This is a genomic window from Streptomyces sp. NPDC028289 (assembly GCF_055565975.1).
In genome coordinates this window covers 154096-178742 of sequence record NZ_JBVHTI010000012.1, presented here as the reverse complement: position 1 = coordinate 178742, position 24647 = coordinate 154096, and the positions used below count along the sequence as shown (strand labels likewise).

The 24647-nt window shown below is 70.8% G+C and carries 21 protein-coding genes and 1 pseudogene; 7 read left to right on the top strand and 15 right to left on the bottom strand.

Features of this window, described 5'->3' with window-relative positions:
• From ACZ4UV_RS47245 to ACZ4UV_RS47230, 4 genes and pseudogenes are all read right to left on the bottom strand, one after another.
• A pseudogene (locus tag ACZ4UV_RS47245) lies at nucleotides 1–193 on the bottom strand (alpha/beta fold hydrolase); the annotation flags it as partial.
• Between the two features lie 286 nt (nucleotides 194–479).
• Entirely contained in the window at nucleotides 480–1196 is a 717-nt protein-coding gene (locus ACZ4UV_RS47240; RefSeq protein WP_467847772.1) for a helix-turn-helix domain-containing protein, read from the bottom strand.
• A gap of 27 nt (nucleotides 1197–1223) precedes the next feature.
• Nucleotides 1224–1421, bottom strand: a complete 198-nt coding sequence (locus ACZ4UV_RS47235) for a hypothetical protein (protein ID WP_451016173.1) — start codon at nucleotides 1419–1421, stop codon at nucleotides 1224–1226.
• A gap of 165 nt (nucleotides 1422–1586) precedes the next feature.
• Nucleotides 1587–2243 (bottom strand): TetR/AcrR family transcriptional regulator, encoded by a 657-nt coding sequence (locus ACZ4UV_RS47230; RefSeq protein ID WP_467847768.1) that lies wholly within the window; start codon nucleotides 2241–2243, stop codon nucleotides 1587–1589.
• 184 nt (nucleotides 2244–2427) lie between these two features.
• Here ACZ4UV_RS47230 and ACZ4UV_RS47225 point away from each other — a divergent pair, with 184 nt between their 5' ends.
• The 3 genes from ACZ4UV_RS47225 to ACZ4UV_RS47215 all read left to right on the top strand — a co-directional run bounded on the left by ACZ4UV_RS47225 (nucleotide 2428) and on the right by ACZ4UV_RS47215 (nucleotide 5184).
• Entirely contained in the window at nucleotides 2428–3306 is an 879-nt protein-coding gene (locus ACZ4UV_RS47225) for an NmrA family NAD(P)-binding protein (RefSeq protein ID WP_467847765.1), read from the top strand.
• Nucleotides 3307–3321: 15 nt separating this feature from the next.
• Nucleotides 3322–4152, top strand: coding sequence for an oxidoreductase (locus tag ACZ4UV_RS47220; protein WP_390041032.1), 831 nt, complete (start codon nucleotides 3322–3324; stop codon nucleotides 4150–4152).
• Nucleotides 4153–4341: 189 nt separating this feature from the next.
• Complete coding sequence (locus ACZ4UV_RS47215) at nucleotides 4342–5184, top strand: alpha/beta fold hydrolase (RefSeq protein ID WP_467847762.1); 843 nt, start codon at nucleotides 4342–4344, stop codon at nucleotides 5182–5184.
• 80 nt (nucleotides 5185–5264) lie between these two features.
• Here the strand turns inward: ACZ4UV_RS47215 and ACZ4UV_RS47210 are convergent, their stop codons facing one another.
• Both ACZ4UV_RS47210 and ACZ4UV_RS47205 read right to left on the bottom strand, forming a co-directional pair.
• A complete protein-coding gene (locus tag ACZ4UV_RS47210) occupies nucleotides 5265–6833 on the bottom strand; it encodes a PucR family transcriptional regulator (protein ID WP_451022569.1) in 1569 nt (522 codons plus the stop codon).
• 140 nt (nucleotides 6834–6973) lie between these two features.
• Nucleotides 6974–9151: a type IV secretory system conjugative DNA transfer family protein gene (locus tag ACZ4UV_RS47205; protein WP_451022568.1), complete on the bottom strand. Its 2178-nt coding sequence runs from the start codon at nucleotides 9149–9151 to the stop codon at nucleotides 6974–6976.
• 305 nt (nucleotides 9152–9456) lie between these two features.
• Between ACZ4UV_RS47205 and gabT the strand changes: the two genes are divergently transcribed.
• Complete coding sequence (gabT, locus tag ACZ4UV_RS47200) at nucleotides 9457–10791, top strand: 4-aminobutyrate--2-oxoglutarate transaminase (protein ID WP_351492383.1); 1335 nt, start codon at nucleotides 9457–9459, stop codon at nucleotides 10789–10791.
• A 441-nt stretch (nucleotides 10792–11232) separates the two neighbouring features.
• A complete protein-coding gene (locus tag ACZ4UV_RS47195) occupies nucleotides 11233–11871 on the top strand; it encodes a phosphatase PAP2 family protein (RefSeq protein ID WP_451017357.1) in 639 nt (212 codons plus the stop codon).
• On the opposite strand, the gene ACZ4UV_RS47190 is transcribed toward ACZ4UV_RS47195, so the two are convergent.
• The 8 genes from ACZ4UV_RS47190 to ACZ4UV_RS47155 form a co-directional block, all read right to left on the bottom strand.
• Entirely contained in the window at nucleotides 11810–13585 is a 1776-nt protein-coding gene (locus tag ACZ4UV_RS47190) for a chitinase (RefSeq protein WP_451017358.1), read from the bottom strand. The two genes, ACZ4UV_RS47195 and ACZ4UV_RS47190, sit on opposite strands and share 62 nt — an antisense overlap.
• Before the next feature lie 378 nt (nucleotides 13586–13963).
• Nucleotides 13964–14407 carry a hypothetical protein gene (locus ACZ4UV_RS47185; RefSeq protein ID WP_451022168.1) on the bottom strand — a complete coding sequence of 148 codons (444 nt, stop codon included), beginning with the start codon at nucleotides 14405–14407 and terminating at the stop codon, nucleotides 13964–13966.
• Nucleotides 14408–14550: 143 nt separating this feature from the next.
• On the bottom strand, nucleotides 14551–15978 hold the full coding sequence (locus ACZ4UV_RS47180) for an NAD(P)/FAD-dependent oxidoreductase (protein ID WP_467847756.1): 1428 nt from the start codon (nucleotides 15976–15978) through the stop codon (nucleotides 14551–14553).
• A gap of 34 nt (nucleotides 15979–16012) precedes the next feature.
• Nucleotides 16013–16813 carry an ABC transporter permease gene (locus ACZ4UV_RS47175; RefSeq protein WP_390041016.1) on the bottom strand — a complete coding sequence of 267 codons (801 nt, stop codon included), beginning with the start codon at nucleotides 16811–16813 and terminating at the stop codon, nucleotides 16013–16015.
• Complete coding sequence (locus ACZ4UV_RS47170) at nucleotides 16814–17746, bottom strand: ABC transporter permease (RefSeq protein ID WP_390041014.1); 933 nt, start codon at nucleotides 17744–17746, stop codon at nucleotides 16814–16816.
• Complete coding sequence (locus ACZ4UV_RS47165; RefSeq protein WP_390041012.1) at nucleotides 17746–18891, bottom strand: ABC transporter ATP-binding protein; 1146 nt, start codon at nucleotides 18889–18891, stop codon at nucleotides 17746–17748. The genes ACZ4UV_RS47170 and ACZ4UV_RS47165 overlap by 1 nt, the downstream gene beginning before the upstream one ends.
• Nucleotides 18892–18898: 7 nt before the next feature.
• Nucleotides 18899–20134, bottom strand: coding sequence for a polyamine ABC transporter substrate-binding protein (locus ACZ4UV_RS47160; protein ID WP_351492366.1), 1236 nt, complete (start codon nucleotides 20132–20134; stop codon nucleotides 18899–18901).
• 54 nt (nucleotides 20135–20188) lie between these two features.
• Entirely contained in the window at nucleotides 20189–21724 is a 1536-nt protein-coding gene (locus tag ACZ4UV_RS47155) for a gamma-aminobutyraldehyde dehydrogenase (RefSeq protein WP_451022170.1), read from the bottom strand.
• Between the two features lie 209 nt (nucleotides 21725–21933).
• Here ACZ4UV_RS47155 and ACZ4UV_RS47150 point away from each other — a divergent pair, with 209 nt between their 5' ends.
• The gene (locus ACZ4UV_RS47150; protein ID WP_451022171.1) at nucleotides 21934–22506 is read left to right on the top strand and encodes an NADAR family protein; all 573 of its coding nucleotides are present in this window, start codon (nucleotides 21934–21936) and stop codon (nucleotides 22504–22506) included.
• 165 nt (nucleotides 22507–22671) lie between these two features.
• Here the strand turns inward: ACZ4UV_RS47150 and ACZ4UV_RS47145 are convergent, their stop codons facing one another.
• Nucleotides 22672–23382 (bottom strand): DUF4190 domain-containing protein, encoded by a 711-nt coding sequence (locus tag ACZ4UV_RS47145; RefSeq protein WP_451023170.1) that lies wholly within the window; start codon nucleotides 23380–23382, stop codon nucleotides 22672–22674.
• Between the two features lie 37 nt (nucleotides 23383–23419).
• Here ACZ4UV_RS47145 and ACZ4UV_RS47140 point away from each other — a divergent pair, with 37 nt between their 5' ends.
• The gene (locus tag ACZ4UV_RS47140) at nucleotides 23420–24634 is read left to right on the top strand and encodes an adenosine deaminase (RefSeq protein ID WP_467847742.1); all 1215 of its coding nucleotides are present in this window, start codon (nucleotides 23420–23422) and stop codon (nucleotides 24632–24634) included.
• The last annotated feature ends 13 nt before the right edge of the window (nucleotides 24635–24647 follow it).

Sequence of the window (24647 nt, the reverse complement as noted above, 5' to 3'; positions counted from 1 at the left end):
CGGTCTGGGTGGAGCGGCCGTGGCCGCGGCGGTCGGCGGCGACCACGCGGAATCCCTGGTTGAGGAAGAACAGCAGCTGAGGGTCCCAGTCGTCCTACGAGAGCGGCCAACCGTGGCAGAAGACGATGGGCCGGCCGGAGCCCCAGTCCTTGTAGTGGATGTCGAGGCCGTCGGAGGTGGTGATGGAGGGCATGCTCGCTTCTCCCTGTCCGTTCGCAGCGATGGCATGACAGACGCCGTCGGTCTGATCTGCCTTCGAGTGCGCTCCCGCGGTTCGGCACGTTGACGTTCACCTCGACAAGCGCTTTCGAACACCTTGTCAGCCCCGTACGGCGCGGGGGGGCCGGCGCCCGGTGCCGTGCACGGAACGCACAAGGGGGCTCACTTCGCGCACAGCGCGCTGCGCGGGCCGGCGCCTGGCATTCGATCCGCATGCGCCGACCTGCAACCGCCGCATGTCGAATTTCCCTGCCGCCCGTTCAGCGCTTCCGCCATTCGCTGGGGGACATGCCGTATTCGGCGCGGAAAGCGCGGCTGAAGCTGGACAGGTCGGCGAAACCGTGGCGCCGTGCGACCGCACCGACGGCGACGGCGTCGTCGTCGGCGAGGGCCTGCCTGCACGCTTCGAGGCGGCGGGTGCGGATCCAGTCGGCGAGACCGATGCCGCTTCCGGCAAGCACCTTGTACAGATAGCGCACCGAGATGTGGTGCGCGGCCGCGATCTGCTCAGCGGACAGGCCGGGGTCGTGGAGGTGCCGGCGCGCGTATTCGAGGATGCGCATCTGAAGGGTGGCGGCCATGGGCTCGGCGGCCAACTCTTCGGCGCGCAGATGGGTCGCGATCACGGCGCGGATGAGTTCGATGCTCGGGTGACCCACGAGGTCGGCGTTCACCGCAGTGGTCAGGGCGGGGTCGGCGGCCAGCCGGCGCAGATAGTCGTGGGTCAGGGAGGCCACCGGGTGCCCCGGACTCAGCTTGACCGCGCACGCCGCGCGGATCATGTCGTGCGGCATCGCCAGCGCCGAATGCGGCACTCGGAAGAAACTTCCGGTCATGCCGGTGTCGTTCAGCAGGGTGTAGGGGGACGTGGAGTCGTACATGACCAGTTCACCGGGTCGGATCACCGCTTCCCGGTCGTGCTGGACGACCATGCTCGACCCGAAATGCTGCACGTTGATGAAAACACTCGGTTCCATCGAGTCGTGGGCCAGGGCGGCCGTGCGTTACACCCGCACTGCGGTGGTCCGTCCGGAGCAGACGGTCAGACCGTCCAGGTCCGTGACGACGCCGTGCGCCGCCACGGACCGGCGCCGCCCGGGCCAGTGCAGTTCGATCGGCACCATCGTCGCGCCGAGCGCCTCGTGCACGAAGTCAGCACGATCACGGTCCTCGACCTCATCGGTGTTCAGAATGAAAGGCATAGCGCCGACCTTTCGACCCCCACGCCGGAAACATACCCGTACTGACCAGGCACGGCGCCGAACTCGCTTCTCTTCGTCGTACGTTGTGACCGACTGTGGCACCCGGACTCCGTCGGCCGACACCCTGTTCTCGGTGGCAGGTCTGCCGCCCGGACGTGCCAGGAGTCACCGGCCGGCGGCTGGGCCGTCGTCCGGTCCGCGCCGCACGGCGAACGACTCGATGTAGGCCAGCGCTCCGTACAGTGCGTCGCGCAGGGGTGTGGAATCGCCGGCCGCCTGGCCCAGGAGCGCTCCGCCCTGGAACGCGGCGGTGAGCAGGTGGGCGAGCGCGGCCGGGTCGGCCTCCGGCCGCAGCTCGCCGCGCTCGCGCATCGTGCCGAGGCCACGCCGGAACAGCGCCTGCCACCGCTCGAAGCCGTCGGCCACCGCGTCCCGGTGGGCGGGTTCGGCCTTGACGACCTCGGCCGCCAGGGAGCCGAACGTGCAGCCGCCGCGCAGCATGTCCTGCGAGGCGATGTAGGAGTCGGCCCACCGGTACAGGGCGGCGAAGCTGTCCAGCTCGCCCAGCTCCGGTGCCTGGTGGCGGGCGACGATGACGTCGGCCTGCCAGGCGAGCACCGCGCGCACCAGGGCCTCCTTGGTGGGGAAGTGGCGCGTCAGCTGTGAGCCGCTGACCCCGGCGGCTTCCCGGATCTGCTCGTTGTTGATGTTCTGCGCGCCGTGCTCGTTGATCAGCTCGGCCGCCGCCCGGACGATGCGCTCCCGTGTGGCCGCGCCCTTGGCGGTCAGCTTCCGGTCCGGCACTTGGCTGGTGGTGGTCATGGCCACCAGCGTACCGCAAAAAGGGGCTTGACAACCCATTCTGCGAGGTGTTCTCTGGGTGCAGACGAAAAAGGGGCTACCAAGCCCACTTCTTGGGAGGCGGACGGAAGGCGTGCGGCACCCGCGCGCCGGGTTGACGCTGGAATTCCCTCCGGTTCCCGCTCAAGAAACGGAGATCACCCTCATGGAACGCACCCTCCTCGTGATCGGGGCCACCGGCAAGACCGGCGGCCAGACCACCGAACTCCTGCTCCAGCGCGGCCACCATGTCCGCGCCCTCGTCCGGGGCCTCGACGGGCGTGCCGAGCGGCTCGCCGCCCTGGGAGCGGACGTCGTGGAAGGCGACGTCCTCGACCTGGACTCCCTGGCCGAGGCGACGAAGGGGATCGACGCCCTGTACTTCACCTATCCGATCCGTCCCGGCCTGATGGACGCCACCGTCAACGTGGCGCAGGCGGCGGAGGAGAACGGGGTCCGGGCGATCGTGAACATGTCGCAGATCTCCGCCCGCCGCCACACCGCCAGCAACGCGGCCCGCCAGCACTGGGTCGCCGAACGCGTCCTGGACCGCTCCCCGGTCCCGGTCACCCACATCCGCCCGACCTTCTTCGCCCAGTGGCTGATCGACACCTGGGCCGACGGAACCGGCGAACTGCGCCTGCCGTTCGCCGACGGACGCCACGCCCCCATCGCCGAGAGCGACCAGGCCAAGGTGATCGCGGCCGTCCTGGAAGACCCCGCCCCGCACGCCGGGCAGATCTACCCGCTGTACGGGGCGGAGGAGCTCAACCACTACGAGATCGCCGAGAAGATGTCGCGGGCGCTGGACCGGAAGGTCACCTACGTACCCATCGAACTCGACGAGTTCGCCGCCATCCTGCGCGGGCGCGGCGCGCCGGACCACCTGATCCAGCACCTGCTCGCCGTGGCCGTCGACTACCGCAACGGCGTCTTCGCCGGCACCAACGACCTGGTCAAGACGATCGGCGGCAGCGACCCCCTCGACGTCGAGACCTTCATCGCGCAGAACCGCGCGGCCTTCGACCTGCCCACCACCATCTGAACGCTGGAGAACAAAATGAGCATCTGGTTCGTCACTGGATCGTCCCGGGGCTTCGGCCTGGAGATCACCCGTGCCGCCCTCGCGGCCGGCCACCAGGTGGTCGCCACCGCCAGGAAGCCCGACACCGTCCGCGAGAAGTTCCCCGACGCGGGCGACAAGCTGCTCACCGTGGCGCTGGACGTGACCGACCCGCAGAGCATCCAGGCGGCCGTCGACGCGGCCATCGAGCGGTTCGGCCGGATCGACGTCCTGGTCAACAACGCCGGCACCGGCCTGCTCGCCGCCGTCGAAGAATCCGACGACGCCGCGGTCCGCGCACTCTACGAGACCAACGTGTTCGGCCCGCTCGCCGTCCAGCGCGCCGTACTGCCCGTCCTGCGGCATCAGCGCTCCGGCCACGTCATCAACATCAGCTCCATCGTCGGCTTCGCCACCGCGCCCGGCTGGGGCATCTACGCCTCCACCAAGTTCGCCGTCGAGGGCTTCACCGAGACCCTCCACACCGAACTGGCACCCCTGGGCATCCACGTCACCCTCGTGGAACCCGGCTTCTTCCGCACCGACTTCCTCGACCCCGCCAACCTGCACACCGGACCCGACACCATCGACGACTACGCGCCCACCGTCGGCGCCATGCGCACTGCCGCCGCGAGCCTCCACCACACCCAGCCCGGCGACCCGGTCAAGGCCGCGCGCGCCATCGTCGAGATGGCCGACGACCCCGAACCGCCCCTGCGCCTCCCGCTCGGAGCCGACACCCTGCAAGCCTTCGACGCCAAGCTGGACACCTTCCGCAAGGACATGGACGCCGCCCGCCCCATCGCCCTCGCCACCGACCACGACTAGAACACCACCGCGGAATCCGCCTTCATCACCGCCGCAGTCCGAAGCCGAAGCCGGGAAGAGCGACGCAGCGCCCGACGGCCTGTGCCCGGGGCGTACGACGCTCCCCGCCGACGAGCTTCAGGACGCGGCGGAATTCCAGCCGGCATCCGGCCCGGCACGGGCAACACCCCAGTACCTGAAGGAGAATCGATGCCAGGCTTCCTGTTCGACTCGGCCGAGACGCGGCACGTCGACACCCCCCACGGAGCACTCGCCTACCGCGAGATCGGACCCGTCACCGCAGCGCCGCTGCTGCTCCTGAACCGCTTTCGCGGCACACTCGACCACTGGGACCCCGCCCTGCTCGAGGTGCTCGCGGCACACCGTCGCGTGATCGTCTTCGACAGCGCCGGTGTCGGCTACTCGGGCGGAAAGCCGGCGGACACCGTTCGCGGCATGGCCGATGTGGCCGTGGCCTTCCTCGACGCCCTCGGATTGCAGAAGCCGGACCTGCTCGGCTGGTCCATGGGCGGGTTCGTCGCACTCGACCTGGCCCTGGAACACCCCGAGCGGGTACGCAAGCTCGTCGTCGCGGGCAGCGGTCCCGGCGGTGTGCCCGACAACCCGGGCCCGAACCCGCGGGTCCCCGAGCACGCCCTGCGTGAGAAGAACGACGACGAGGACTTCCTCTTCCTCTTCTACCCCGAGACCGAGACCGGCCGGGCCGCGGGACTGGCCTCCCTGCGCCGGATCGACCGGCGCCTGGCCCACTCCGGGCAGGACGCGCCCGCGCCTGTGCGCGAGGCCCAGATGAACGCCGTCGTCCAGTGGAACAGCGGCATCGACTCGGCCTGGAGCCGGCTCGGCGACCTCGCGGTACCGGCCCTGTTCGCCAACGGCGCCCACGACGTGATGGAGCACGCCTACCAGACGTACGCCATGGCCCGGGCCGTCCCCGACTCCAAGACCGTGATCTACGGAGACGCCGGTCACGCGTTTCTCTTCCAGCACCCCGAGGACTTCGGCGGCGAGGTCCTGCGCTTCATCGAGTGACCCGGCCGGTCCGGGGCTCGGCGTGTGCCGAGGTGGTGGGGGCTCGGCGGAGCGGGTCGGGTGGGTGGGAAGGCGCGCGGCTACTCCACGGACGTCGCCTTCAGGGCCAGCCACAGTTCCATCCGGACGTCCGGGTCGTCCAGGGAGCGGCCCAGGATCTCCTCCACCCTGCGCATCCGGTAGCGGAGCGTGTGGCGGTGGACGCCGAGGTCGGCCGCCGCGGCGTCCCACTGGCCGTGCCGGGAGAGCCAGGCCCGGAGGGAGGCCACCAGGTCTCCCCGGCCGGTCGCGTCGTGCTCGTACAGCGCCCTGAGCAGACCGTCGGCGAAGGCCTTCACCGCGTCGTCGGCGAGGAGGGGCAGGACCGAGCCCGACGCCAGCTGGTCGTGCTCGACCAGGACCCGGCCCCTGCGCCGGGCCACGGACAGCGCCTGTTCGGCCTGCTTGTAGGCGGCCGCCGCGGCGATCGGGCCGGACGGGGCGGACAGGCCGATGACCAGTTCGTCGTCCTCGCCGCCGCCCTGCTCCGCCGGCACCGCCCGCGCGGCCTCCCGCGCCGCCGCGTACTCCACGCACGCCGCCACCGCCGCGCCCCCGTCCGCGGCCAGCACCACCAGCCGCTCGCCCTCGGGCACCACCAGCACCGCCTCCCCGGAACGGGCCGCGGCCGACTCCACCGCCTCGGCGAGACCGGCCAGCAGCTCACCGCCCGCGTCGGCGACGATCATCCGGAACGGGGCGTCGAGCAGACCGCCGTACAGGTCCCCGGCGACCCCGCGGGCGTGGTCCGGCTGGCCGGCGAGCAGCATGCGCAGCACCGCCGCCCCGACCCGCTGCTCGGCCGCGTGCAGCGAGCGGGAGCGTTCCGTCGTGAGGGTGAGGAGGGCGATCGCGGAGTGCACGGCGTAGCGCTCCGCCGTGCCCAGCGCCGAGGCCGTGCCGACCGCCAGGGCCGCCCTCGGGCGGCGGCCGGTGCCGAGGGAGTGCAGTTCGACCCGGTCCTCGTTGTCGGGGCCGCCGACCACCGCGGACGCCGGTGCCGGGCGTTCCCGCAGCCGCTCCACCTCCGCCGTCAGGCGCGCCGCCCGGCGTCCCGCCCACTCCGGTGCCGTCGCGACGACCGCGCCCGACGCGTCGTACAGCGCCGCCCAGCCGTCCACCTGCGCGGCGAGCGCGGCGAGCAGGCCCTCCGGGCCGGCGTTCAGCGCCTGCCTGGTCAGTTCGCGCTGGGCGGCGAAGCCCGCCGTCACCGCCCGGTACTGGTCGGCCGCTATCGCCGCCGAGACCGCCTTGCTGATGGCGAGGAAGGGGGTGCGGCGGGGTACCTCCAGCAGGGGCAGTCCCTCGTGTTCCGCCGCGTCGACCAGGGCCTTGGGAATCTCGTCGTAGTTGACCCCGACGGCGAAGCCGAGACCCACCACCCCGGCTCCGACCAGGCGCTTCACGTACTTCCGCATCGCCTCCGGATCCTCCGCGTCCAGCTTCAGCGCGGTGATCAGGAGCAGTTCCCCGCCCTCCATGTACGGCACCGGGTCGGCGAGTTCGCTGACATGGGCCCAGCGCACGGGCACGTCGAGGCGGTCCTCGCCCGCGCGCACGGTGAGTTTGAGCGCGGAGTGGTGGACGAGCGAGGCGAGCGTCGGTGGCATCAGGCCGTCAGGTCTTCTCTTCGGTCGGGAGCGCCGCGAGCTTCGTGAGCGCCGCGAGTGAGGGCAGTGGTCTTTGGCCGTCCCGTATGAACGGACTCTAGCGATTCTGCCTCACTGTACGGTCCCGTGCGCCCCGGTGTTCAGAGCCGGCCGCCGGCCCTCAGGTCCACCAGCAGCGGGGGCGCGTGCTCTCCCTTGACCGTCGTGAGGGACAGGACCGCGTGCCCCGGAGGCAGACCGTGGGCCAGCTCCGACGCCGACCAGCGCTCCCGCTCCACCTGCCGGACGGTGACCGCCCGTGCCGTGGCCGCCTTGCCGGTGATCACCCGGCGTACGACGTGCAGCGCCTTGCCCGCCGGGGTCTCCGCGATGATCTGGCGGTCGGTGACGTCCCGGGCCTCGGTCCACTCCTTGCCCCAGACCTCGGCGAAGTCCTGCCCGTCCCAGGGGGTGAGGCCGGCGAAGGCCATGCGGCAGCCGGCGGCCCCGAGGAGCGGGCCGCGGAGCGGGCGGGGTACGTCGTCCAGGGTGCGCAGGGTCAGTACGACGCCCGCGTTGGCGGAGCGCAGGCGCTGGACGGCGCGGACCGCCTCCGGGGTCACCACGCCCGTCGCGTCGTCCAGGAGGAGGCAGGAGAAGAGCGAGCGGTCGTCCCGTACCGCGACGCTGGCGGTGAACTGGGCGAGCACCAGGCGGGCCAGGATGCGGGAGGCGTCCGCGTGACCGCGCTCGGGCAGGTCGATGCGGACCCGGACCGGGTGGTCGAGGGCCTTGAGGGAGAAGGGGCGTGACTGGCCGGAGGTGTCGAAGAAGCCGGCGAAGGCCGGGCGGTCGAGGAGGGCGATGCGGTCGGCGAGGACCGCGCCGACGTCCCCCGGGTGTCCCATCTGGCGTTCCCGCGCGTCGAGCTCGCGCAACAGCGACTCGTGGCCGGTCGTCGTCAGCGCCTTGCGGAGCGCGGCGAGCGGGCCGGGGGCGCCGTCGAGGAGCTGGCGGAGTTCGGGGACGGAGGGGAAGCGGCCGTGCACCGCCCTGAAGGGGCCGAGCAGCTGGGCGAGGACGGTGGTGGAGCGGCGGCTGTCGCTGCCGGGGTGCGGGTCGGCGAGATCGCCGGCGAGGGCCTCGGCGAGTATGGCGGCGGCCTCGTCGGGGTCGGTGGTGCCGCCGTACAGGTCGAGGTCGTAGACGGACTCGGGGTGGGCGATGCGGACGACGACGTCGTAGGCGTCGGCGGGGCCGAGGCCGGCGCCGGCCGCGCCGACCACGACCACGGAGGCGCGGCCGGCGAGCGCGTGCAGGCAGAGCGACTCGGCGAGCGGGCGGACCAGGCTGCCGGTCTTGCCGGAGCCGGCCGGGCCGACGGCGAGCAGCGAGGTGCCGAGCAGTTCGGGGCCGAGGGCGAGGCCGGTGCCCCGGTACCGGTAGGGGTTGCGAGGGTCGTCGGCCGTGGTGCCGAGCCGGACCTGGCCGGTGACCAGGTCGTGGCGGGCGTGCCGGGCGGGCAGGTCGCGTTCGCCGGAGGGGTGCAGGCAGGCGGCGGCGCCGTCCTTGACCACCGCGGCGGTGAAGGTGGCCATGCTGTGGCGGCCGCTGCGTACGCCCTGCCAGGCGCGGGCGATCCGGGCGTGGTCCACGTCGCGCATCAGCCCGCTCCGGGCCTCACCGGCGAGCCGGTCGGCGGCGGCGTCGGCCCCGGCGGCACGGAGGTGGGGCCACTGGGCGGGGTCCTCCGACGGCGCCGGAGGCTCCTGGCGGGATCCCGCGGACGCCGCGGCCCTGAACCGGGGCGCCACGAACCGCCGCCACACCTCACCCCACCGGCCGAGCTTGCCCACCACGAGCATGATGGTGAGGGCGACCAGGTACGTGTATCCCTCGTAGATGAAGCGGGTCGCGGTCGGCGAGATCGTCGCGTTCGCGCCCTGCCACGAGGCGGGGAGAAGCAGCTGGAGCGGCAGGCCCCACCACGCCCCCAGGTACCCGTGCGTCAGCAGGGACCAGACCAGCCACCCCACCAGAAAGGCGATCAGGGCGCCGCTGAGCAGTTGCCGGGTGGGCAGTTCCTCGGGTTCCTGCTCGGCCCGGGGCCGGTAGCCGAACCGCCACACGCCCGGCGCCGCCTCCGGCCTGGGTGCGCGCAGCCAGGTGAGGAAGGCCGAGCCGTCCGGCAGCGGCGGCACCGCCGACGGCGGTGCCGTGGGCCGTGGCGGTACCGCCGGTGCCTCGGCCGGCACCGCGTCCGCGTCGTGCGGCCCCGCCGGACGCGGTACAGGATTCGCATGCGTACGCCGCGTGTCCCGCGTCCCGTCGCTGTCCATCGCTCTCGCTCCCTGACCAGCCGTTCTTCCGTCCACCGTCAGCGGCCAATCTAACGCCCTCGCAAGGGGAGTTCACCGCTTACGCGGCCGAGGAGCCGACCGCTCCGTCACGATCCCGCCGACCGCACTATGTCCAACACGGACAACGTCACTCTCCGACAACGCCCACATGGAGCATGCCCACCTCCCACACCCGGCCCTAGCCTGCGAAGAAAGAAGGAAAGCGTCCGAAAACGCACCACCGGAGCAACCGGACGGGACGCGCCCGGCACGCATCGGTTCGCACCACTCATCAGGGAGCCCCCATGACCGCACTTCCGCAGGAGCGTCGCGTCGTCACCGCCATACCCGGCCCGAAGTCGCAGGAGCTGCAGTCCCGCCGTCTCGCCGCGGTGGCGCAGGGTGTGGGTTCGGTGCTGCCCGTCTTCACCGCGCGCGCGGGTGGCGGGATCATCGAGGACGTCGACGGCAACCGCCTCATCGACTTCGGTTCCGGCATCGCCGTGACCTCCGTCGGTGCCTCCGCCGAGGCCGTCGTACGCCGCGCGAGTGCCCAGCTGGCCGACTTCACCCACACCTGTTTCATGGTCACCCCGTACGAGGGCTACGTGGAGGTCGCCGAGGCCCTCGCGGAGCTCACCCCGGGTGACCACGCCAAGAAGTCGGCGCTGTTCAACTCCGGCGCCGAGGCCGTCGAGAACGCCGTGAAGATCGCGCGTGCGTACACCAAGCGCCAGGCCGTCGTCGTGTTCGACCACGGCTACCACGGCCGGACCAACCTCACCATGGCGCTGACCTCGAAGAACATGCCGTACAAGAACGGCTTCGGTCCGTTCGCGCCCGAGGTCTACCGGGTCCCGGTGGCCTACGCCTACCGCTGGCCGACCGGGCCGGAGAACGCCGGTCCCGAGGCCGCCAAGCAGGCCATCGACCAGATCAGCAAGCAGGTCGGAGCCGACAACGTCGCCGCGATCATCATCGAGCCGGTGCTCGGCGAGGGCGGCTTCATCGAGCCGGCCAAGGGCTTCCTGCCGGCGATCAGCCAGTTCGCCAAGGACAACGGGATCGTGTTCGTCGCGGACGAGATCCAGTCCGGGTTCTGCCGTACGGGTCAGTGGTTCGCGTGCGAGGACGAGGGCATCGTCCCGGACCTGATCACCACGGCCAAGGGCATCGCCGGCGGCCTGCCGCTGGCCGCCGTGACGGGCCGCGCCGAGATCATGGACGCCGCGCACGCCGGCGGGCTCGGCGGCACCTACGGCGGCAACCCGGTCGCCTGCGCCGGTGCGCTCGGGGCCATCGAGACCATGAAGGAGCTCGACCTCAACGCCAAGGCGAAGAACATCGAGGCGATCATGAAGCCCCGCCTCACCGCCATGGCCGAGAAGTTCGACGTCATCGGCGACGTGCGCGGCCGCGGCGCGATGATCGCCATCGAGCTGGTCAAGGACCGCGCCACCAAGGAGCCGAACCCGGAGGCCACCGCGGCCCTCGCCAAGGCCTGCCACCAGGAGGGGCTGCTGGTCCTGACCTGTGGCACCTACGGCAACGTGCTCCGCTTCCTGCCCCCGCTGGTCATCGGCGAGGACCTCCTCAACGAGGGCCTCGACATCATCGAGCAGGCCTTCGCGCGGATCTGAGCCACAGGCTTCTGCCAGCAGGCGCACAGGGCCTCGAACCCGTGTGCCACCACCGCCCCAACCCTCCCACCTGGCGTGATGCGGGGGGCTGGGGCGCCCCCGGTCAGGCCGTGTGAAGAAGGTGTGCGGGGTGGATGGCGGGACGCGATTCCGCCTGTCGCCGCGCCGGACCCTGCCGTAGGTTCTACCCAGATGAGAGATACACCCCGCCCACAGGGGACTGTGGGCGATTTCAGGCCGGGGCCTCCCCAGCTTCGACCTGGTCGTGCCCTCGCGCACACAACCGGGGCCTCCGGCTCCGGATCTCCTCACCGATCGGACGGTCGCCCGCCCCAAACCCCCCGGGGCGCGCGGCGTTCCGATCCGGACGGCCGCCCCGGAACCACCCCCCCTGTTCCGGGGTGGCCGACCTCCTTCCTTCACTTTCGCCCCGCGGGACTCGTGGGGCTTCTGGGCCTGCCGGCCCTCCTCTTCGCGCTGATCACCTGGCAGGTCGTGGCCCATGGCCCGCTGCTCCGTCTGGACAGCCGTCTGAGCAGCGCGCTCGTCCACCCGGACCGGTTCTCCGAACTCCTCTCGGACCTCGGGAACGTACAGGTCGCGGTCCCGGTCCTGGTGCTCGTCATCGCGTACGTCGCGTGGCGTGGCCGTGCCACTGGTACAGACCGGTGGTGGCTGCCGCCGACGGCCGCCGCCGTCCTGATGGCCCTCGTCCCGGCGATCGTCGTGCCGCTCAAGGACTGGACCGCCCGGCCGGGGACCCCGGTGGTGCCCCCGGCGGTCGGCTACTTCCCCTCCGGCCACACGGCGACGGCGGCGATCGCGTACGGCTCCGCGACCCTGCTCCTCCTCCCCTGGCTCGCGTCCGCCGCCGCCCGCCGGGCCATCGTCGCCGTCTGCGCGACGCTCGTCCTCGGCGTCTCCTACGGCCTGGTCCGCCGCGGCTACCACTGGCCGCTGGACGTGGTGGCCGGCTGGTGCCTGGCCACCGTCCTGCTGACGTCGCTGGGACTGCTGCTCAGCCGAAGTACGCGTCGAAGGTCTTCTGGAACTCCCAGTTCGAGAACCGGTCCCAGTTGACCGACCAGGTCATCAGGCCGCGCAGCGCGGGCCAGGTGCCATGGGTGGTGTACGAGCCGCAGTTGGTCTTCTTCGTCAGGCAGTCCAGGGTCTTGGTGACCTCGGACGGTGCCACGTAGCCGTTGCCCGCGTTCGTCGACGCCGGCATGCCGATCGCGATCTGGTCGGGGCGCAGCGGTGGAAAGACGTTGTTGGCGTCCCCGGCCACCGGGAAGCCGGTGAGCAGCATGTCGGTCATGGCGACGTGGAAGTCGGCGCCGCCCATGGAGTGGTACTGGTTGTCGAGGCCCATGATCGGGCCCGAGTTGTAGTCCTGGACGTGCAGCAGGGTCAGGTCGTCGCGCAGGGCGTAGACGACCGGGAGGTACGCCCCGCACCGCGGGTCCTGGCCACCGAACTTGCCGGTGCCGTAGAACTGGTAGCCCATCTGCACGAAGAACGTCTCGGGCGCCATGGACAGCACGAACTTCGAGCCGTACTTGGCCTTCAGCGTCTTCAGAGCGGAGATGAGGTTGACGATCACCGGGGTCGTCGGGTTCCTGAAGTCCGTGTCGCTCGCGTCCAGGGAGAGCGAGTGGCCCTCGAAGTCGATGTCCAGGCCGTCGAGGCCGTAGGTGTCGATGATGTTCGAGACGGAGGAGACGAAGGTGTCCCGGGCGGCGGTCGTGGTGAGCTGGACCTGGCCGTTGGCGCCGCCGATCGATATCAGCACCTTCTTGCCTGCCGCCTGCTTGGCCTTGATCGCCGCCTTGAAGTCGGCGTCGCTCTCGACGTTCGGGCACTCGGTGACCGGGCAGCGGTTGAAGCGGATGTCCCCGGAGGTGGCCGAGGTCGGCTCGCCGAAGGCCAGGTCGATGACGTCCCAGCTGTCGGGGACGTCGGCGAGCCGGGTGTACCCGGAGCCGTTGGCGAAGGAGGAGTGGAGGTAGCCGACCAGGGCGTGGGTGGGCAGGCCGGTGGAGCCTCCGGAGGAGCCGGTGCCCGTGGTGGCGGTCACCGCGGCGGACTTCGCGGACTCGCCGGCGTCGTTCACGGCGGTGACCTGGAAGCTGTACGCCGTCGACGGGTTCAGCCCGGTCACGGTCGCCGACGTCCCGGTCGCCGTCTGGACTTTCACGCCGTCCCGGTAGACCGCGTAGCTCGTGGCCCCGGTGACCGCGGTCCAGGACAGGGCAACGCTGGAGGAGGTGACCGTGCCCGCGGTGAGGCCGGTGGGGGCGGCCGGCGGCTGGCCCGCGGAGGCGCCCGGTCCGACCAGCGACAGGTCGTCGGCGTAGTAGGCGCCGGTGCCGTACCAGCCGTGGGTGTAGACGGTGACCTTCGTCGTCGAGGCGCCCGTGGTGAAGGTGGTCGTGAGCTTCTGCCAGTCGGGGGCGGACTGGGTCCAGGTGGAGACGTCGGTGGTGCCGGTGCCGCTCGCGCCGAGGTAGACGTAGGAGCCGCGGACGTAGCCGGACAGGGTGTACTGCGCACTCGGCCTGACGGTCACGGTCTGCGCGCACTGGGCGTTGTCACTGCCGGCCGGGGTCGCCTGCAGCGCGGAACTCCCGCTGTGCACGGGAGAGTTGACCGTCGTGCCGCTGCCCGCCGTGCAGGTCCAGCCGGAGAGGCCCGATTCGAACCCGCCGTTGACGGCGAGGTCCGCGTCGGCCGCACGGGCGGCCGACGAGAGAGCGGTGATACCGGGTACGGCCAGCAACGCGGCCGTGAGCATGGTGAGGACAGGTCTCGCGCGAACCACAAGTGCCTCCGGGGATGGGGGATTTGGAGGTGGGGTGCGCACTCAACTTGGTCCAGACCAATTTACCTGTCAAGGGCTGCGGCAACGATCTGCCCACAGACCTGCCACCCCCCAAAGGGGCGCGGGGAACTGCGCGAACAATCCCCACACGCCTGCACCCGACCGACAACCTCACGCGAACGGCGCCTAAGGGCTGTCCCGTAATCCCCGGCGGGCGCACGACGACAGCTACGGCACCTCGCAGCGTTGTCGGGCTCGCCCGAATACGCCCAGTATGAGGACGACCCTCCGCCTTGCGATGCACCGCATCTGACGCCGCGCGCTGATCCACCAGGGATTACGGGACAGCCCTTAGTCATCGGCCAAGCCGGCGGCAGCCTCATGCATCGCCAGTTCCAGCAGCCCCGGATCCGTCAGCGTCCCCGACCCGTCCGGCGCCACCAGCCACCGCACCCCCTGGGCCGACCGCCCGGGATACGGCACGACGATCCAGGTCCCGGCCCCCGCCGTGCGGACCCCCGTGCCGAGCCACCTGGCGGCCGTTCCGGGCGGCACGAAGAAGCCCACCCGCTCGTCCCCGAAGTCGGCCAGGACGGGCCCCGGTTGGTCGAGGACGCGGGTGAGCACGTCGAGGGTCGGATAGCCGAGTTCGCCCGGCAGGATCAGTACGTCCCAGGCCCTGCCGGCGGGCAGCAGCGCGATCCCCAGCGGGTTGCGCTCCCATTCCCAGCGGCAGGCCTCGGGATCCGGTGCGACGGATGCCAGCCATTCGACCGCCGTCTTCGCCCCAGTCATCAGAAGACCTCCCCATCTCGCTCGTCGACGCGGGCGTCGCGTCACGGGGAGAGAGGGCGGTCTTCGGAGGGCATTACGCGGGTTTCACCGACCGATTGAAGTGACCTGGATCACATTCGAGACGGCGTCAACCCGGAACCGGCTCAGCTGTCGAAGCCCAGCCCCAGCCGGTCCATCGCCCTGAGCCACAGGTTGCGGCGGCCGCCGTGGGCGTCGGCGCGGGCCAGCGACCACTTGGTGAGGGCGATGCCCGTCCAGGCGAACGGTTCGGGCGGGAACGGCAGCGGTTTCTTGCGGACCATCTCCAGCCGGGTGCGCTCGGTCTCCTCCCCGGACAGCAGGTCCAGCATCACGTCGGCGCCGAACCGGGTGGCGCCGACGCCGAGGCCGGTGTACCCCGCCGCGTACGCCACCTTGCCCTGGTGCGCGGTGCCGAAGAACGCCGAGAAGCGGGAGCAGGTGTCGATCGCGCCGCCCCAGGCGTGCGTGAAGCGGACGCCCTCCAGCTGCGGGAAGCAGGTGAAGAAGTGCTCGGCGAGCTTGGCGTAGGTCTCCGGACGGTCGTCGTACTCGCGGCGCACCCGGCCGCCGTAGTGGTGGACGGCGTCGTAGCCGCCCCACAGGATGCGGTTGTCGGCGGACAGCCGGAAGTAGTGGAACTGGTTGGCGGAGTCCCCGAGGCCCTGCCGGTTCTTCCAGCCGATCGCACCGAGCTGCTCCGCGGTGAGCGGCTCGGTCATCAGGGCGTAGTCGTAGACCGGGACGGTGTAGGCGCGGACCCGCCTGAGCAGGTTCGGGAAGATGTTGGTGGCGAGCACGACCTGCCGGGCGCGGACGGCGCCGTACGGGGTGCGTACGGCCATGCCGGCACCGTACGCCTTCAGGTCGAGGGCGGGTGTGTGCTCGTACACCCGGACGCCGAGCGCGAGGCAGGCCTGCTTGAGGCCCCAGGCGAGCTTGGCCGGGTGCAGCATGGCCACGCCCCGGCGGTCGTACAGGCCCGCCTCGAAGGTGGGCGAGGCGACCTGCTCGCGGACCGCGTCCGCGTCGAGGAACTCGATGCCGTCCGCGAGGCCCTGCTGCTCCAGTCGCCGGTGCCAGTCGCGGAGTTCCCAGGCCTGGTAGGTCTCGGTGGCGACGTCGATCTCGCCGGTGCGTTCGAACTCGCAGTCGATGCCGTGCCGGGCGACGGCGGCCTCGATCTCGTCGAGGTTGCGCATGCCCAGCTCCTGCAGCCGGTGGATCTCCTCGGGCCAGCGGGCGAGCCCGTTGGGCAGCCCGTGGGTGAGGGAGGCGGCGCAGAAGCCGCCGTTGCGGCCCGAGGCGGCCCAGCCCACCTCGTGGCCTTCCAGCAGGACCACCTCGCGCCCGGGGTCGCGCTCCTTGGCGTTGAGCGCGGTCCACAGTCCGCTGTAGCCGCCGCCGACGACCAGCAGGTCGCAGGTGTCGGCGCCGGTGAGCGCGGGCTCGGGGTGGGGCTTGCCGGGGTCTTCGAGCCAGTACGGGACCGGCTGTGCTTCGGAGAGAGACTTGGTCCAATCTGCCTGACGGCTCATGGCGCTTGGGGCCATGATTTTCAACTCCCTACAGAGTCAATTTAAGGGGTTATGCCTTTTGCCTGTTGCGGCGGCTGTTGATGAGCATCGATGCCAGGACGAACAGTACGGCGACCAGGAACATGGCCGTACCGATGACGTTGATCTGGACGGGCGTGCCGCGCTGTGCCGAACCCCAGACGAACATGGGGAAGGTGACGGTGGAGCCCGCGTTGAAATTGGTGATGATGAAATCGTCGAAGGAGAGCGCGAAGGAGAGCAGCGCGCCCGCCGCGATTCCGGGGGCCGCGATGGGGAGGGTGACCCTGAGGAACGTCTGCGCCGGTCCGGCGTAGAGGTCCCGGGCCGCCTCCTCCAGGCGCGGGTCCATCGACATCACACGCGCCTTGACCGCGGTGACGACGAAGCTGAGGCAGAACATGATGTGGGCGATCAGGATGGTGTAGAAGCCCAGCTGGGCGCCCATGTTGAGGAACAGGGTGAGCAGCGAGGCCGCCATCACGACCTCGGGCATCGCCATCGGCAGGAAGATCAGCGAGTTGACGGCGCCGCGGGCGCGGAACCGGTAGCGGACCAGCGCGAAGGCGATCATCGTGCCGAGCACGGTGGCCCCGATCGTCGCCAGGGCGGCGATCCGGAGGCTGATGGAGAGCGAGCCGCACATGTCGGCGACCCCGCACGGCTGCTTCCAGGCGTCCAGCGAGAACTGCTGCCATTCGTAGTTGAAGCGCCCCTTCGGTTTGTTGAAGGAGAACACCGTGACGATGACGTTCGGAAGCAGGAGATATCCGAGCGTCAGGAGTCCCGCGATGACGACGAGATTCTTCTTGAGCCAGTTGACGAAGGGCATTTAGACCAGATCCTCCGTCCCGGACCGGCGGATGTAGAGGGTGACCATGGCGAGGATCGCGGCCATGAGGATGAAGGAGAGCGCGGCCGCCGTCGGATAGTCGAGAATCCGCAGGAACTGCGTCTGGATCACGTTTCCGATCATGCGGGTGTCGGTCGAGCCGAGGAGTTCGGCGTTGACGTAGTCACCGGCCGCCGGGATGAAGGTCAGCAGGGTGCCGGAGACCACGCCCGGCATCGACAGCGGGAAGGTGACCTTCCGGAACGTCGTCCACGGCTTGGCGTACAGGTCGCCGGCGGCCTCGTGCAGCCGGCCGTCGATCCGCTCCAACGAGGTGTAGAGCGGCAGGATCATGAACGGCAGGAAGTTGTACGTCAGGCCGCAGACCACGGCGAGCGGGGTGGCCAGTACGCGGTCGCCGGCCGTCCAGCCGAGGAAGTCGGTGACGCTCAGGACGTGCAGCGAGTTCAGGACGTGCACGACCGGGCCGTTGTCGGCGAGGATCGTCTTCCAGGCCAGGGTGCGGATCAGGAAGCTGGTGAAGAAGGGCGCGATCACCAGGATCATGATCAGGTTCCGCCAGCGCCCGGCGCGGAAGGCGATCAGGTAGGCCAGCGGGTAGCCGAGCAGCAGGCAGAGAACCGTGGCCGCCGCCGCGTAGAAGACGGACCGCAGGAACTGCGGCCAGTACTCGCTCAGCGCGTCCCAGTAGGTCGCGAAGTGCCAGGTGACCTTGTAGCCCTCTTCCAGGGAGCCCGTCTGGATCGACGTGGAACCCTGGTAGATCATCGGCAGGGCGAAGAAGACGACCAGCCAGAGGATGCCGGGCAGCAGCAGCCAGTAGGGGGTCCACCTGCCGCGCTTGCGCGGGGGCTTCTTCGTCTCGGGTTCGGCGGGCGCCAGGGGCGGGGGCGCCTCGGAGAGCGTGGCCATCAGGCGGCCTCCTCCTCGGTGCCGGCGTCGATGTCCTGGGCGGCGTCGAGGCCGAAGGTGTGGGCCGGGCTCCAGTGCAGGACCACGTCGGCGCCGGGGACGAGCCGTCCGTCGCGCTCGATGTTCTGCACGTACACCGCGAACTCGTCGCAGACCGGGCTGTCGATGACGTACTGCGTGGAGACGCCGATGAAACTGGCGTCGACGACCTTGCCGGTGATCCGGTTGCGGCCCTCGGGGATGGAGCCCGCGTCGTCGGCGTGCGTGAGGGAGATCTTCTCGGGCCGGATCCCGACCAGCACCTTGCCGCCGGTCGTGGTCGGCGCCGAACATCGCGCCTCGGGCAGCACCAGCTTCCCGCCGCCGGCCTTGAGGACGATGTCGTCCCCGCTCTTCGTGTCGACCTCGGCCTCGATGAGGTTCGAGGTGCCGAGGAAGTTCGCGACGAAGGTCGTGTTCGGGTTCTCGTAGAGGTCGGCCGGCGAGCCGAGCTGCTCGACGCGGCCCGCGTTCATCACGGCGACCGTGTCGGCCATGGTCATGGCCTCCTCCTGGTCGTGCGTGACGTGCACGAAGGTGATGCCGACCTCGGTCTGGATCCGCTTGAGCTCCAGCTGCATCTGGCGGCGCAGCTTGAGGTCGAGGGCGCCGAGCGGCTCGTCGAGGAGGAGCACCTTGGGGTGGTTGATGAGCGCGCGGGCCACCGCGACGCGCTGCTGCTGGCCGCCGGAGAGCTGGTGCGGCTTCTTGCGCGCCTGCTCGCCGAGCTGGACCAGCTCCAGCATGTCCTCGACCTGCTTCTTCACGCTCTTGATGCCGCGCCGGCGCAGGCCGAAGGCGACGTTCTCGAAGATGTCGAGGTGCGGGAAGAGGGCGTACGACTGGAAGACCGTGTTCACCGGCCTCTTGTACGGCGGCAGATGGGTGACGTCCTGGTCGCCGAGGTGCACGGTGCCGGTGGTCGGCTCCTCCAGTCCCGCGATCATGCGCAGGGTGGTGGTCTTGCCGCAGCCGGAGGCACCGAGGAGGGCGAAGAAGGAGCCCTGCGGCACGGTCAGGTCCATCGGATGTACGGCGGTGAAGCCGTTGTCGTAGGTCTTGCCGATGCCGGTGAGGCGGACGTCGCCGCTGCTGTCTGTCGTCATGGTGTCGTCACGCCCCTGTGAGCTTCGCGAACTTCTGCTGGTAGGCCGTCTCTTCCTTCGAGCTCAGGGAGCGGAAGGCACGGGACTTGGCCTGCATGGCCTTGTCGGGAACGATCAGCGGGTTGGTCGCTGCCGACTTGTCGATCTTGGCAAGGTACGGCTGCACGTCCGCGACCGGACTGACGTAGTTGATGTAGGCGGCGAGTTCCGCGGCCTGCTCGGGCTCGTAGTAGTAGTCGATGAGCCGCTCGGCGTTCGTCTTGTGGCGCGCCTTGTTCGGGATCAGCATGTTGTCGGTCGACGTCATGTAGCCGCTGTCCGGGATGACGTAGGCGACGTCCGGGTTGTCGGCCTGGAGCTGCACGATGTCGCCGCCCCAGGCGACGCAGGCGGCCAGGTCGCCCTTGCTGAGGTCCGAGGTGTAGTCGTTGCCGGTGAACCGGCGGATCTGCCCCTTGTCGACGGCCTTCTGGAGGCGGGCGATCACCGTGTCGTAGTCGTCGTCGGTGAACTTCGCCGGGTCGATGCCCATGTCGAGCATGGTCATGCCGACGGTGTCCCGCATCTCGGTCAGCAGCCCGACCCGGCCCTTGAGCGCGGGGTTGTCGAGCAGGTCGGAGACCGACTTCACCTCGACGCCGTTCAGCGCCTTCTTGTTGAAGGCGACGACCGTCGAAATGCCCTGCCAGGGGTACGAGTAGGCCCGGCCCGGGTCCCAGTCGGGGCTGCGGAACTGGTCCGACAGGTTGGCGAAGGCGTGCGGCAGGTTGGACGCGTCCAGCTTCTGGACGTAGCCGAGCCGGATCATCCGGGCGGCCAGCCAGTCGGTGAGGACGATCAGGTCGCGGCCGGTGTCCTGGCCGGCGGCGAGCTGCGGCTGGATCTTGCCGAAGAACTCGTCGTTGTCGTTGATGTCCTCGGTGTACTTGACCGTGATGCCGGTCCGCTTGCGGAACGCGTCCAGCGTCGGATGCTTCTTCCCGCTGTCGTCGACGTCGATGTACTCGGGCCAGTTGGAGAAGTTGACGACCTTCTCCGTGGCCGAGTGGTCGTCGGCGGAGACGCCGCCCTGGGACTTGCCGGCCGCGGGGATGCCGCAGGCGCTCAGCGCCCCGACGCCGCCCACCGCGAGCGCGCCGCCCAGGAACGACCGGCGGGCCAGGGCGGCCCGGCCGGTGCGGAGACTGCGCCGCATGGCGGCCACTTCGACCGGGGTAGGGCGGTCGGGCTCGTACTGCCTCATGCGCTAGATGCCCTTTCGGGAAGACGGCCGTTCACCGAGCGGCCGGAGCTGTGACTATCGGTCCCCGAAGATCGTGCGGTGCCAGTCCTTCCGCGGCACCGCCGTATTGTCGAACATAACGTGCTTGACCTGGGTGTACTCCTCGAACGAGTACGCCGACATGTCCTTGCCGAAGCCGGACGCCTTATAACCGCCGTGCGGCATCTCACTGATGATCGGAATGTGGTCGTTGACCCACACGCACCCCGCCTTGATCTCGCGGGTCGCGCGGTTCGCCCGGTAGACGCCGCTGGTCCACGCGGAGGCTGCCAGACCGTACGGGGTGTCGTTGGCCAGCCGGATCCCCTCATCATCACTGTCGAACGGCAGGACGACCAGCACCGGCCCGAAGATCTCGGACTGGACGATCTCGCTGTCCTGCGGCGCGTCGGCGATCAGGGTGGGCCGGTAGTACGCGCCGCTCTTCAGCTCGTCCTGCGGCGGTTCGCCGCCGGTCACCACGCGCGCATAGCCGCGCGCCCGCTCCACGAACCCGGCGACCCGGTCCCGCTGCGCGTGCGAGATCAGCGGCCCGAGATCGGTACCGGGCGCGAACGGGTCCCCCAGCCGCACGGTCTCCATCAGGGCGGCCGTCCGCTCCACGAAGGCCTCGTAGAGCGGCCGCTGCACGTACGCGCGGGTGGCGGCGGTGCAGTCCTGCCCGGTGTTGATGAGGGCGCCCGCGACGGCACCGTTGACGGCCGCCTCCAGGTCCGCGTCGTCGAAGACCACGAACGGCGCCTTGCCGCCGAGCTCCAGGTGCAGCCGCTTCACGGTCGCGGTGGCGACCTCGGCGACCCGCTTGCCGACACCGGTGGACCCGGTGAAGGAGGTCATGGCCACGTCGGGGTGGCCGACGAGGTGCTCGCCGGCCACCTGCCCCGTCCCGGTGACGATGTTGATCACACCGTCCGGGATCCCGGCGAGCGTGGCGGCCTCGGCGAAGAGGAGGGAGGTCAGCGGGGTCAGCTCGGCCGGCTTCAGCACGATGGTGTTGCCTGCGGCGATCGCCGGGAGGATCTTCCAGGCGGCCATCTGGAGCGGATAGTTCCAGGGCGCGATCGACCCGACGACGCCGATGGGCTCGCGGCGGATGTACGACGTGTGGTCACCGGAGTACTCGGCGGCGGCCTGCCCCTGCAGGTGCCGGGCGGCACCGGCGAAGAACGCGGTGTTGTCGACGGTCCCCGGCACGTCGAACTCGCGCGTCAGCTTCAGCGGCTTGCCGCACTGGAGGGACTCGGCACGGGCGAATTCCTCGGCGCGGTCGGCGAGCACGGCGGCGAACCGGTGCAGCGCGTCCGACCGGTCGCCGGGCGTGGTCGCGGCCCAGCCGGGAAAGGCGGCGCGGGCGGCGGCCACGGCCCGGTCGACGTCCTCGGTTCCGGCCAGCTCGTACGTGTACACCTCCGCGCCGGTGGCCGGGTCGACGACGGCGTGCGTACGACGTGACGTCCCCTTGGCGAACCGGCCCGCGATGTACTGCGCGCCGCCCGCGAGCCGCTCCTGCGCGGGGAAGGTCTCCGGGGTGGCGGTGCCCGGGTTGTCCATGTCGCTTCTCCTCCGCCGTCACCCCGCCCCGAGAGGCGGGTGGCGTAGCTCCGGCTCGATTTGACTGCCGATCCTGACAGAGCAAGGGACTGCCAACAAGTGATTCCGTTGTTGCCTTTTGGTTACGCGACGGAATCTGTCGACCAGGTGTCGAGTCAGCAGAGAAAAGGCGGGACGGAGTGTCAGTGGTGGCTGCCAGACTGGCGTGCATGGCGAAGATCGATTCTGTGGAGGCCCTGATCGGGGCGGTCCAGGCGGGGGCCAGGATCACGTACCTGCACTTCTGGGGACACCGGCCGAGGCCCGACGGGCAGGTCTCGGCGAGCTGCCTGAGCCAGTGGTGGCCGTCACCCTTCGTGGTCGACGGTGTGGAGTACGCGACCGCCGAGCACTGGATGATGGCGGGAAAGGCCCGGCTCTTCGGGGACGCGGAGGCGGAGCGCGCGGTCCTCGCGGCGACACACCCCGCCGCGGCGAAGAAGGCGGGCCGACTGGTCCGGGGCTTCGACGAGGCGACATGGCAGCGGGAGCGCTTCGGCATCGTGGCCGAGGGCAGCGTCCACAAGTTCACCGCCGACGCCGGGCTCCGTGACTTCCTGCTGGCGACCGGCGACCGCGTCCTGGTGGAGGCCAGCCCGCTGGACCGGGTGTGGGGCATCGGTCTGGCCGCGACAGACACGAGGGCAGAGGCCCCGGAGAAGTGGCGGGGGCTGAACCTCTTGGGCTTCGCGTTGATGGAGGCAAGGGAGCGCTTGGAGACAGAGGGGACTGCTTCCGTCTGAGGGGCGCGGGACTTCCGCCCGACAGGACCGGTCCCGCCCAAAGAGGCGCGGGACTCCGCCCGACAGGACCGGTCCCGCCCAAAGAGGCGCGGGACTGTATCTGATATGCGGCTCCGCCGCGTGGGCGCGACCAGCCCCCACGCAGCCGCACCCGGACGACGACCTCTATTGGTTGCCCTGGCTCCCCGCCACCACGATCAGCGTGATGAACGCCGCCGCGAGCACCAGCCCCGCCGACCCGCAGATGATCCCGGCCAGCGCCTGCCCACCGTTCGTCGCCTGACCTCGTCTCACCCGAGCCCGCCCGATCGAACCCAACACAATGCCCAGCACCCCCAGCACCAGCGCGACCGGCGCCAGGCAGAACCCGATCGCGCTGATGATGCCGGTCACCATGGCGGCCGTCCCCAGCCCGTTGTCGGGCGCCGGCTGCATCCCCGGCCACCCTCCGTACCCGGGCCCGGCCGGGTACGACGGCAGCGGCCGGCCGGGATAGCCGTATCCCGGCGCCGGAGCACCGCCGGGATACCCGTACGGCACCGGCCCCGGCCCGTTCGGGGCGATCGGCGGTGGCGGCACCGCCGCACTCCGCGGCTGCTGCGCCGCGGGCGGGGCGTAGGGGTTGGGCGGTGGACCGGCGGGATCCGGCGCCGCGAAGGGGTTCGACTGCGGGACCGGCCGCGCGTCGGCGGGCACCGCTTGAGGGCTGGCCCACCCCTGGGGCGGCGGGGCGGCGGGCGGCCCGGGTATCGCCGCCGCCGTCCGCTGCTCATGGACCGGCGGCGGTACCTCCGACGCCTCCGGCCCGGCCCCCTCCCCGGCGGACTCCCCCTTGTCCAGCCGTACCTTCGGAGCCTCCGGCATCTCGTCAGCCATCGTGCGATGTCCCCTCTCCTGCGCGCATGCCGCCGTCATGCTACGGCCCGGCCCTCCGCCGATCCGCGGCCCGGCCTACGATGACCCCGAGTCACCGATCAGCCGATCACCGCGCAGGGCCCCACGGCCGTACCCCGCCGCAGGCGGCCCGCGCCGTTCCGGGGAGGAACCCTTGACCGACCGCCACACCGACCCCGCCGCCCTGCGCGACACGGGCGACGCGCACGACGTGCACGCCTTCATCGCCGGACTGCCCAAGGCCGAACTGCACGTCCACCACGTCGGCTCCGCCTCCCCCCGCATCGTGTCGGAACTGGCCGCCCGGCACCCCGACTCCAAGGTCCCGACCGACCCCGAGGCCCTGGCCGACTACTTCACCTTCACGGACTTCGCCCACTTCATCGACGTCTACCTCTCGGTCGTCGACCTGATCCGCACGCCCGAGGACGTGCGGCTGCTCACCTACGAGGTGGCCCGCGACCTGGCCCGCCAGCAGGTGCGCTACGCCGAGCTGACGATCACCCCGTTCTCGTCCACCCGGCGCGGGATCGACGAGCGGGCCTTCATGGACGCGATCGAGGACGCGCGGAAGGCAGCGGAGGCCGAGTTCGGCACGGTGCTGCGCTGGTGCTTCGACATCCCGGGCGAGGCGGGTCTGGAGGCCGCCGAGGAGACGGCACGGCTGGCGACCGACGACCGCCTCCGCCCGGAGGGCCTGGTCTCGTTCGGTCTCGGCGGCCCCGAGATCGGCGTGCCGCGGCCGCAGTTCAAGCCGTACTTCGACCGGGCCATTGCAGCCGGCCTGCGCTCCGTCCCGCACGCGGGCGAGACCACCGGCCCCGGCACGGTCTGGGACGCGCTGACCCACCTGCACGCCGAGCGCATCGGCCACGGCACCAGCTCCGCGCAGGACCCGAAGCTCCTCGCCCACCTCGCCGAGCACCGCATCGCGCTGGAGGTGTGCCCGACCTCCAACATCGCCACCCGCGCGGTCCGCACCCTCGAAGAGCACCCGATCAGGGAGTTCGTGGCCGCGGGTGTCCTGGTCACGGTCAACTCCGACGACCCGCCGATGTTCGGCACCGACCTCGACAACGAGTACGCGGTCGCCGCCCGTCTCCTCGGCCTCGACGAGCGCGGCCTCGCGGACCTCGCGAAGAACGCGGTGGAGGCGTCCTTCCTGGACCTGACGGGCAAGGCGAGGATCTCGGCCGAGATCGACGCGTACACCAAGGCGTGGCTCGCCCCCTGACGAGGCCCTGCGG

Coding starts and splice junctions, on each gene's coding strand:
- ACZ4UV_RS47240 (WP_467847772.1), bottom strand. CDS start 1,196: ATGGAACCGAGTGTTTTCATCAACGTGCAGCATTTCGGGTCGAGCATG.
- ACZ4UV_RS47235 (WP_451016173.1), bottom strand. CDS start 1,421: ATGCCTTTCATTCTGAACACCGATGAGGTCGAGGACCGTGATCGTGCT.
- ACZ4UV_RS47230 (WP_467847768.1), bottom strand. CDS start 2,243: ATGACCACCACCAGCCAAGTGCCGGACCGGAAGCTGACCGCCAAGGGC.
- ACZ4UV_RS47225 (WP_467847765.1), top strand. CDS start 2,428: ATGGAACGCACCCTCCTCGTGATCGGGGCCACCGGCAAGACCGGCGGC.
- ACZ4UV_RS47220 (WP_390041032.1), top strand. CDS start 3,322: ATGAGCATCTGGTTCGTCACTGGATCGTCCCGGGGCTTCGGCCTGGAG.
- ACZ4UV_RS47215 (WP_467847762.1), top strand. CDS start 4,342: ATGCCAGGCTTCCTGTTCGACTCGGCCGAGACGCGGCACGTCGACACC.
- ACZ4UV_RS47210 (WP_451022569.1), bottom strand. CDS start 6,833: ATGCCACCGACGCTCGCCTCGCTCGTCCACCACTCCGCGCTCAAACTC.
- ACZ4UV_RS47205 (WP_451022568.1), bottom strand. CDS start 9,151: ATGGACAGCGACGGGACGCGGGACACGCGGCGTACGCATGCGAATCCT.
- gabT (WP_351492383.1), top strand. CDS start 9,457: ATGACCGCACTTCCGCAGGAGCGTCGCGTCGTCACCGCCATACCCGGC.
- ACZ4UV_RS47190 (WP_451017358.1), bottom strand. CDS start 13,585: ATGCTCACGGCCGCGTTGCTGGCCGTACCCGGTATCACCGCTCTCTCG.
- ACZ4UV_RS47185 (WP_451022168.1), bottom strand. CDS start 14,407: ATGACTGGGGCGAAGACGGCGGTCGAATGGCTGGCATCCGTCGCACCG.
- ACZ4UV_RS47180 (WP_467847756.1), bottom strand. CDS start 15,978: ATGGCCCCAAGCGCCATGAGCCGTCAGGCAGATTGGACCAAGTCTCTC.
- ACZ4UV_RS47175 (WP_390041016.1), bottom strand. CDS start 16,813: ATGCCCTTCGTCAACTGGCTCAAGAAGAATCTCGTCGTCATCGCGGGA.
- ACZ4UV_RS47170 (WP_390041014.1), bottom strand. CDS start 17,746: ATGGCCACGCTCTCCGAGGCGCCCCCGCCCCTGGCGCCCGCCGAACCC.
- ACZ4UV_RS47165 (WP_390041012.1), bottom strand. CDS start 18,891: ATGACGACAGACAGCAGCGGCGACGTCCGCCTCACCGGCATCGGCAAG.
- ACZ4UV_RS47160 (WP_351492366.1), bottom strand. CDS start 20,134: ATGAGGCAGTACGAGCCCGACCGCCCTACCCCGGTCGAAGTGGCCGCC.
- ACZ4UV_RS47155 (WP_451022170.1), bottom strand. CDS start 21,724: ATGGACAACCCGGGCACCGCCACCCCGGAGACCTTCCCCGCGCAGGAG.
- ACZ4UV_RS47150 (WP_451022171.1), top strand. CDS start 21,934: ATGGCGAAGATCGATTCTGTGGAGGCCCTGATCGGGGCGGTCCAGGCG.
- ACZ4UV_RS47145 (WP_451023170.1), bottom strand. CDS start 23,382: ATGGCTGACGAGATGCCGGAGGCTCCGAAGGTACGGCTGGACAAGGGG.
- ACZ4UV_RS47140 (WP_467847742.1), top strand. CDS start 23,420: ATGCTACGGCCCGGCCCTCCGCCGATCCGCGGCCCGGCCTACGATGAC.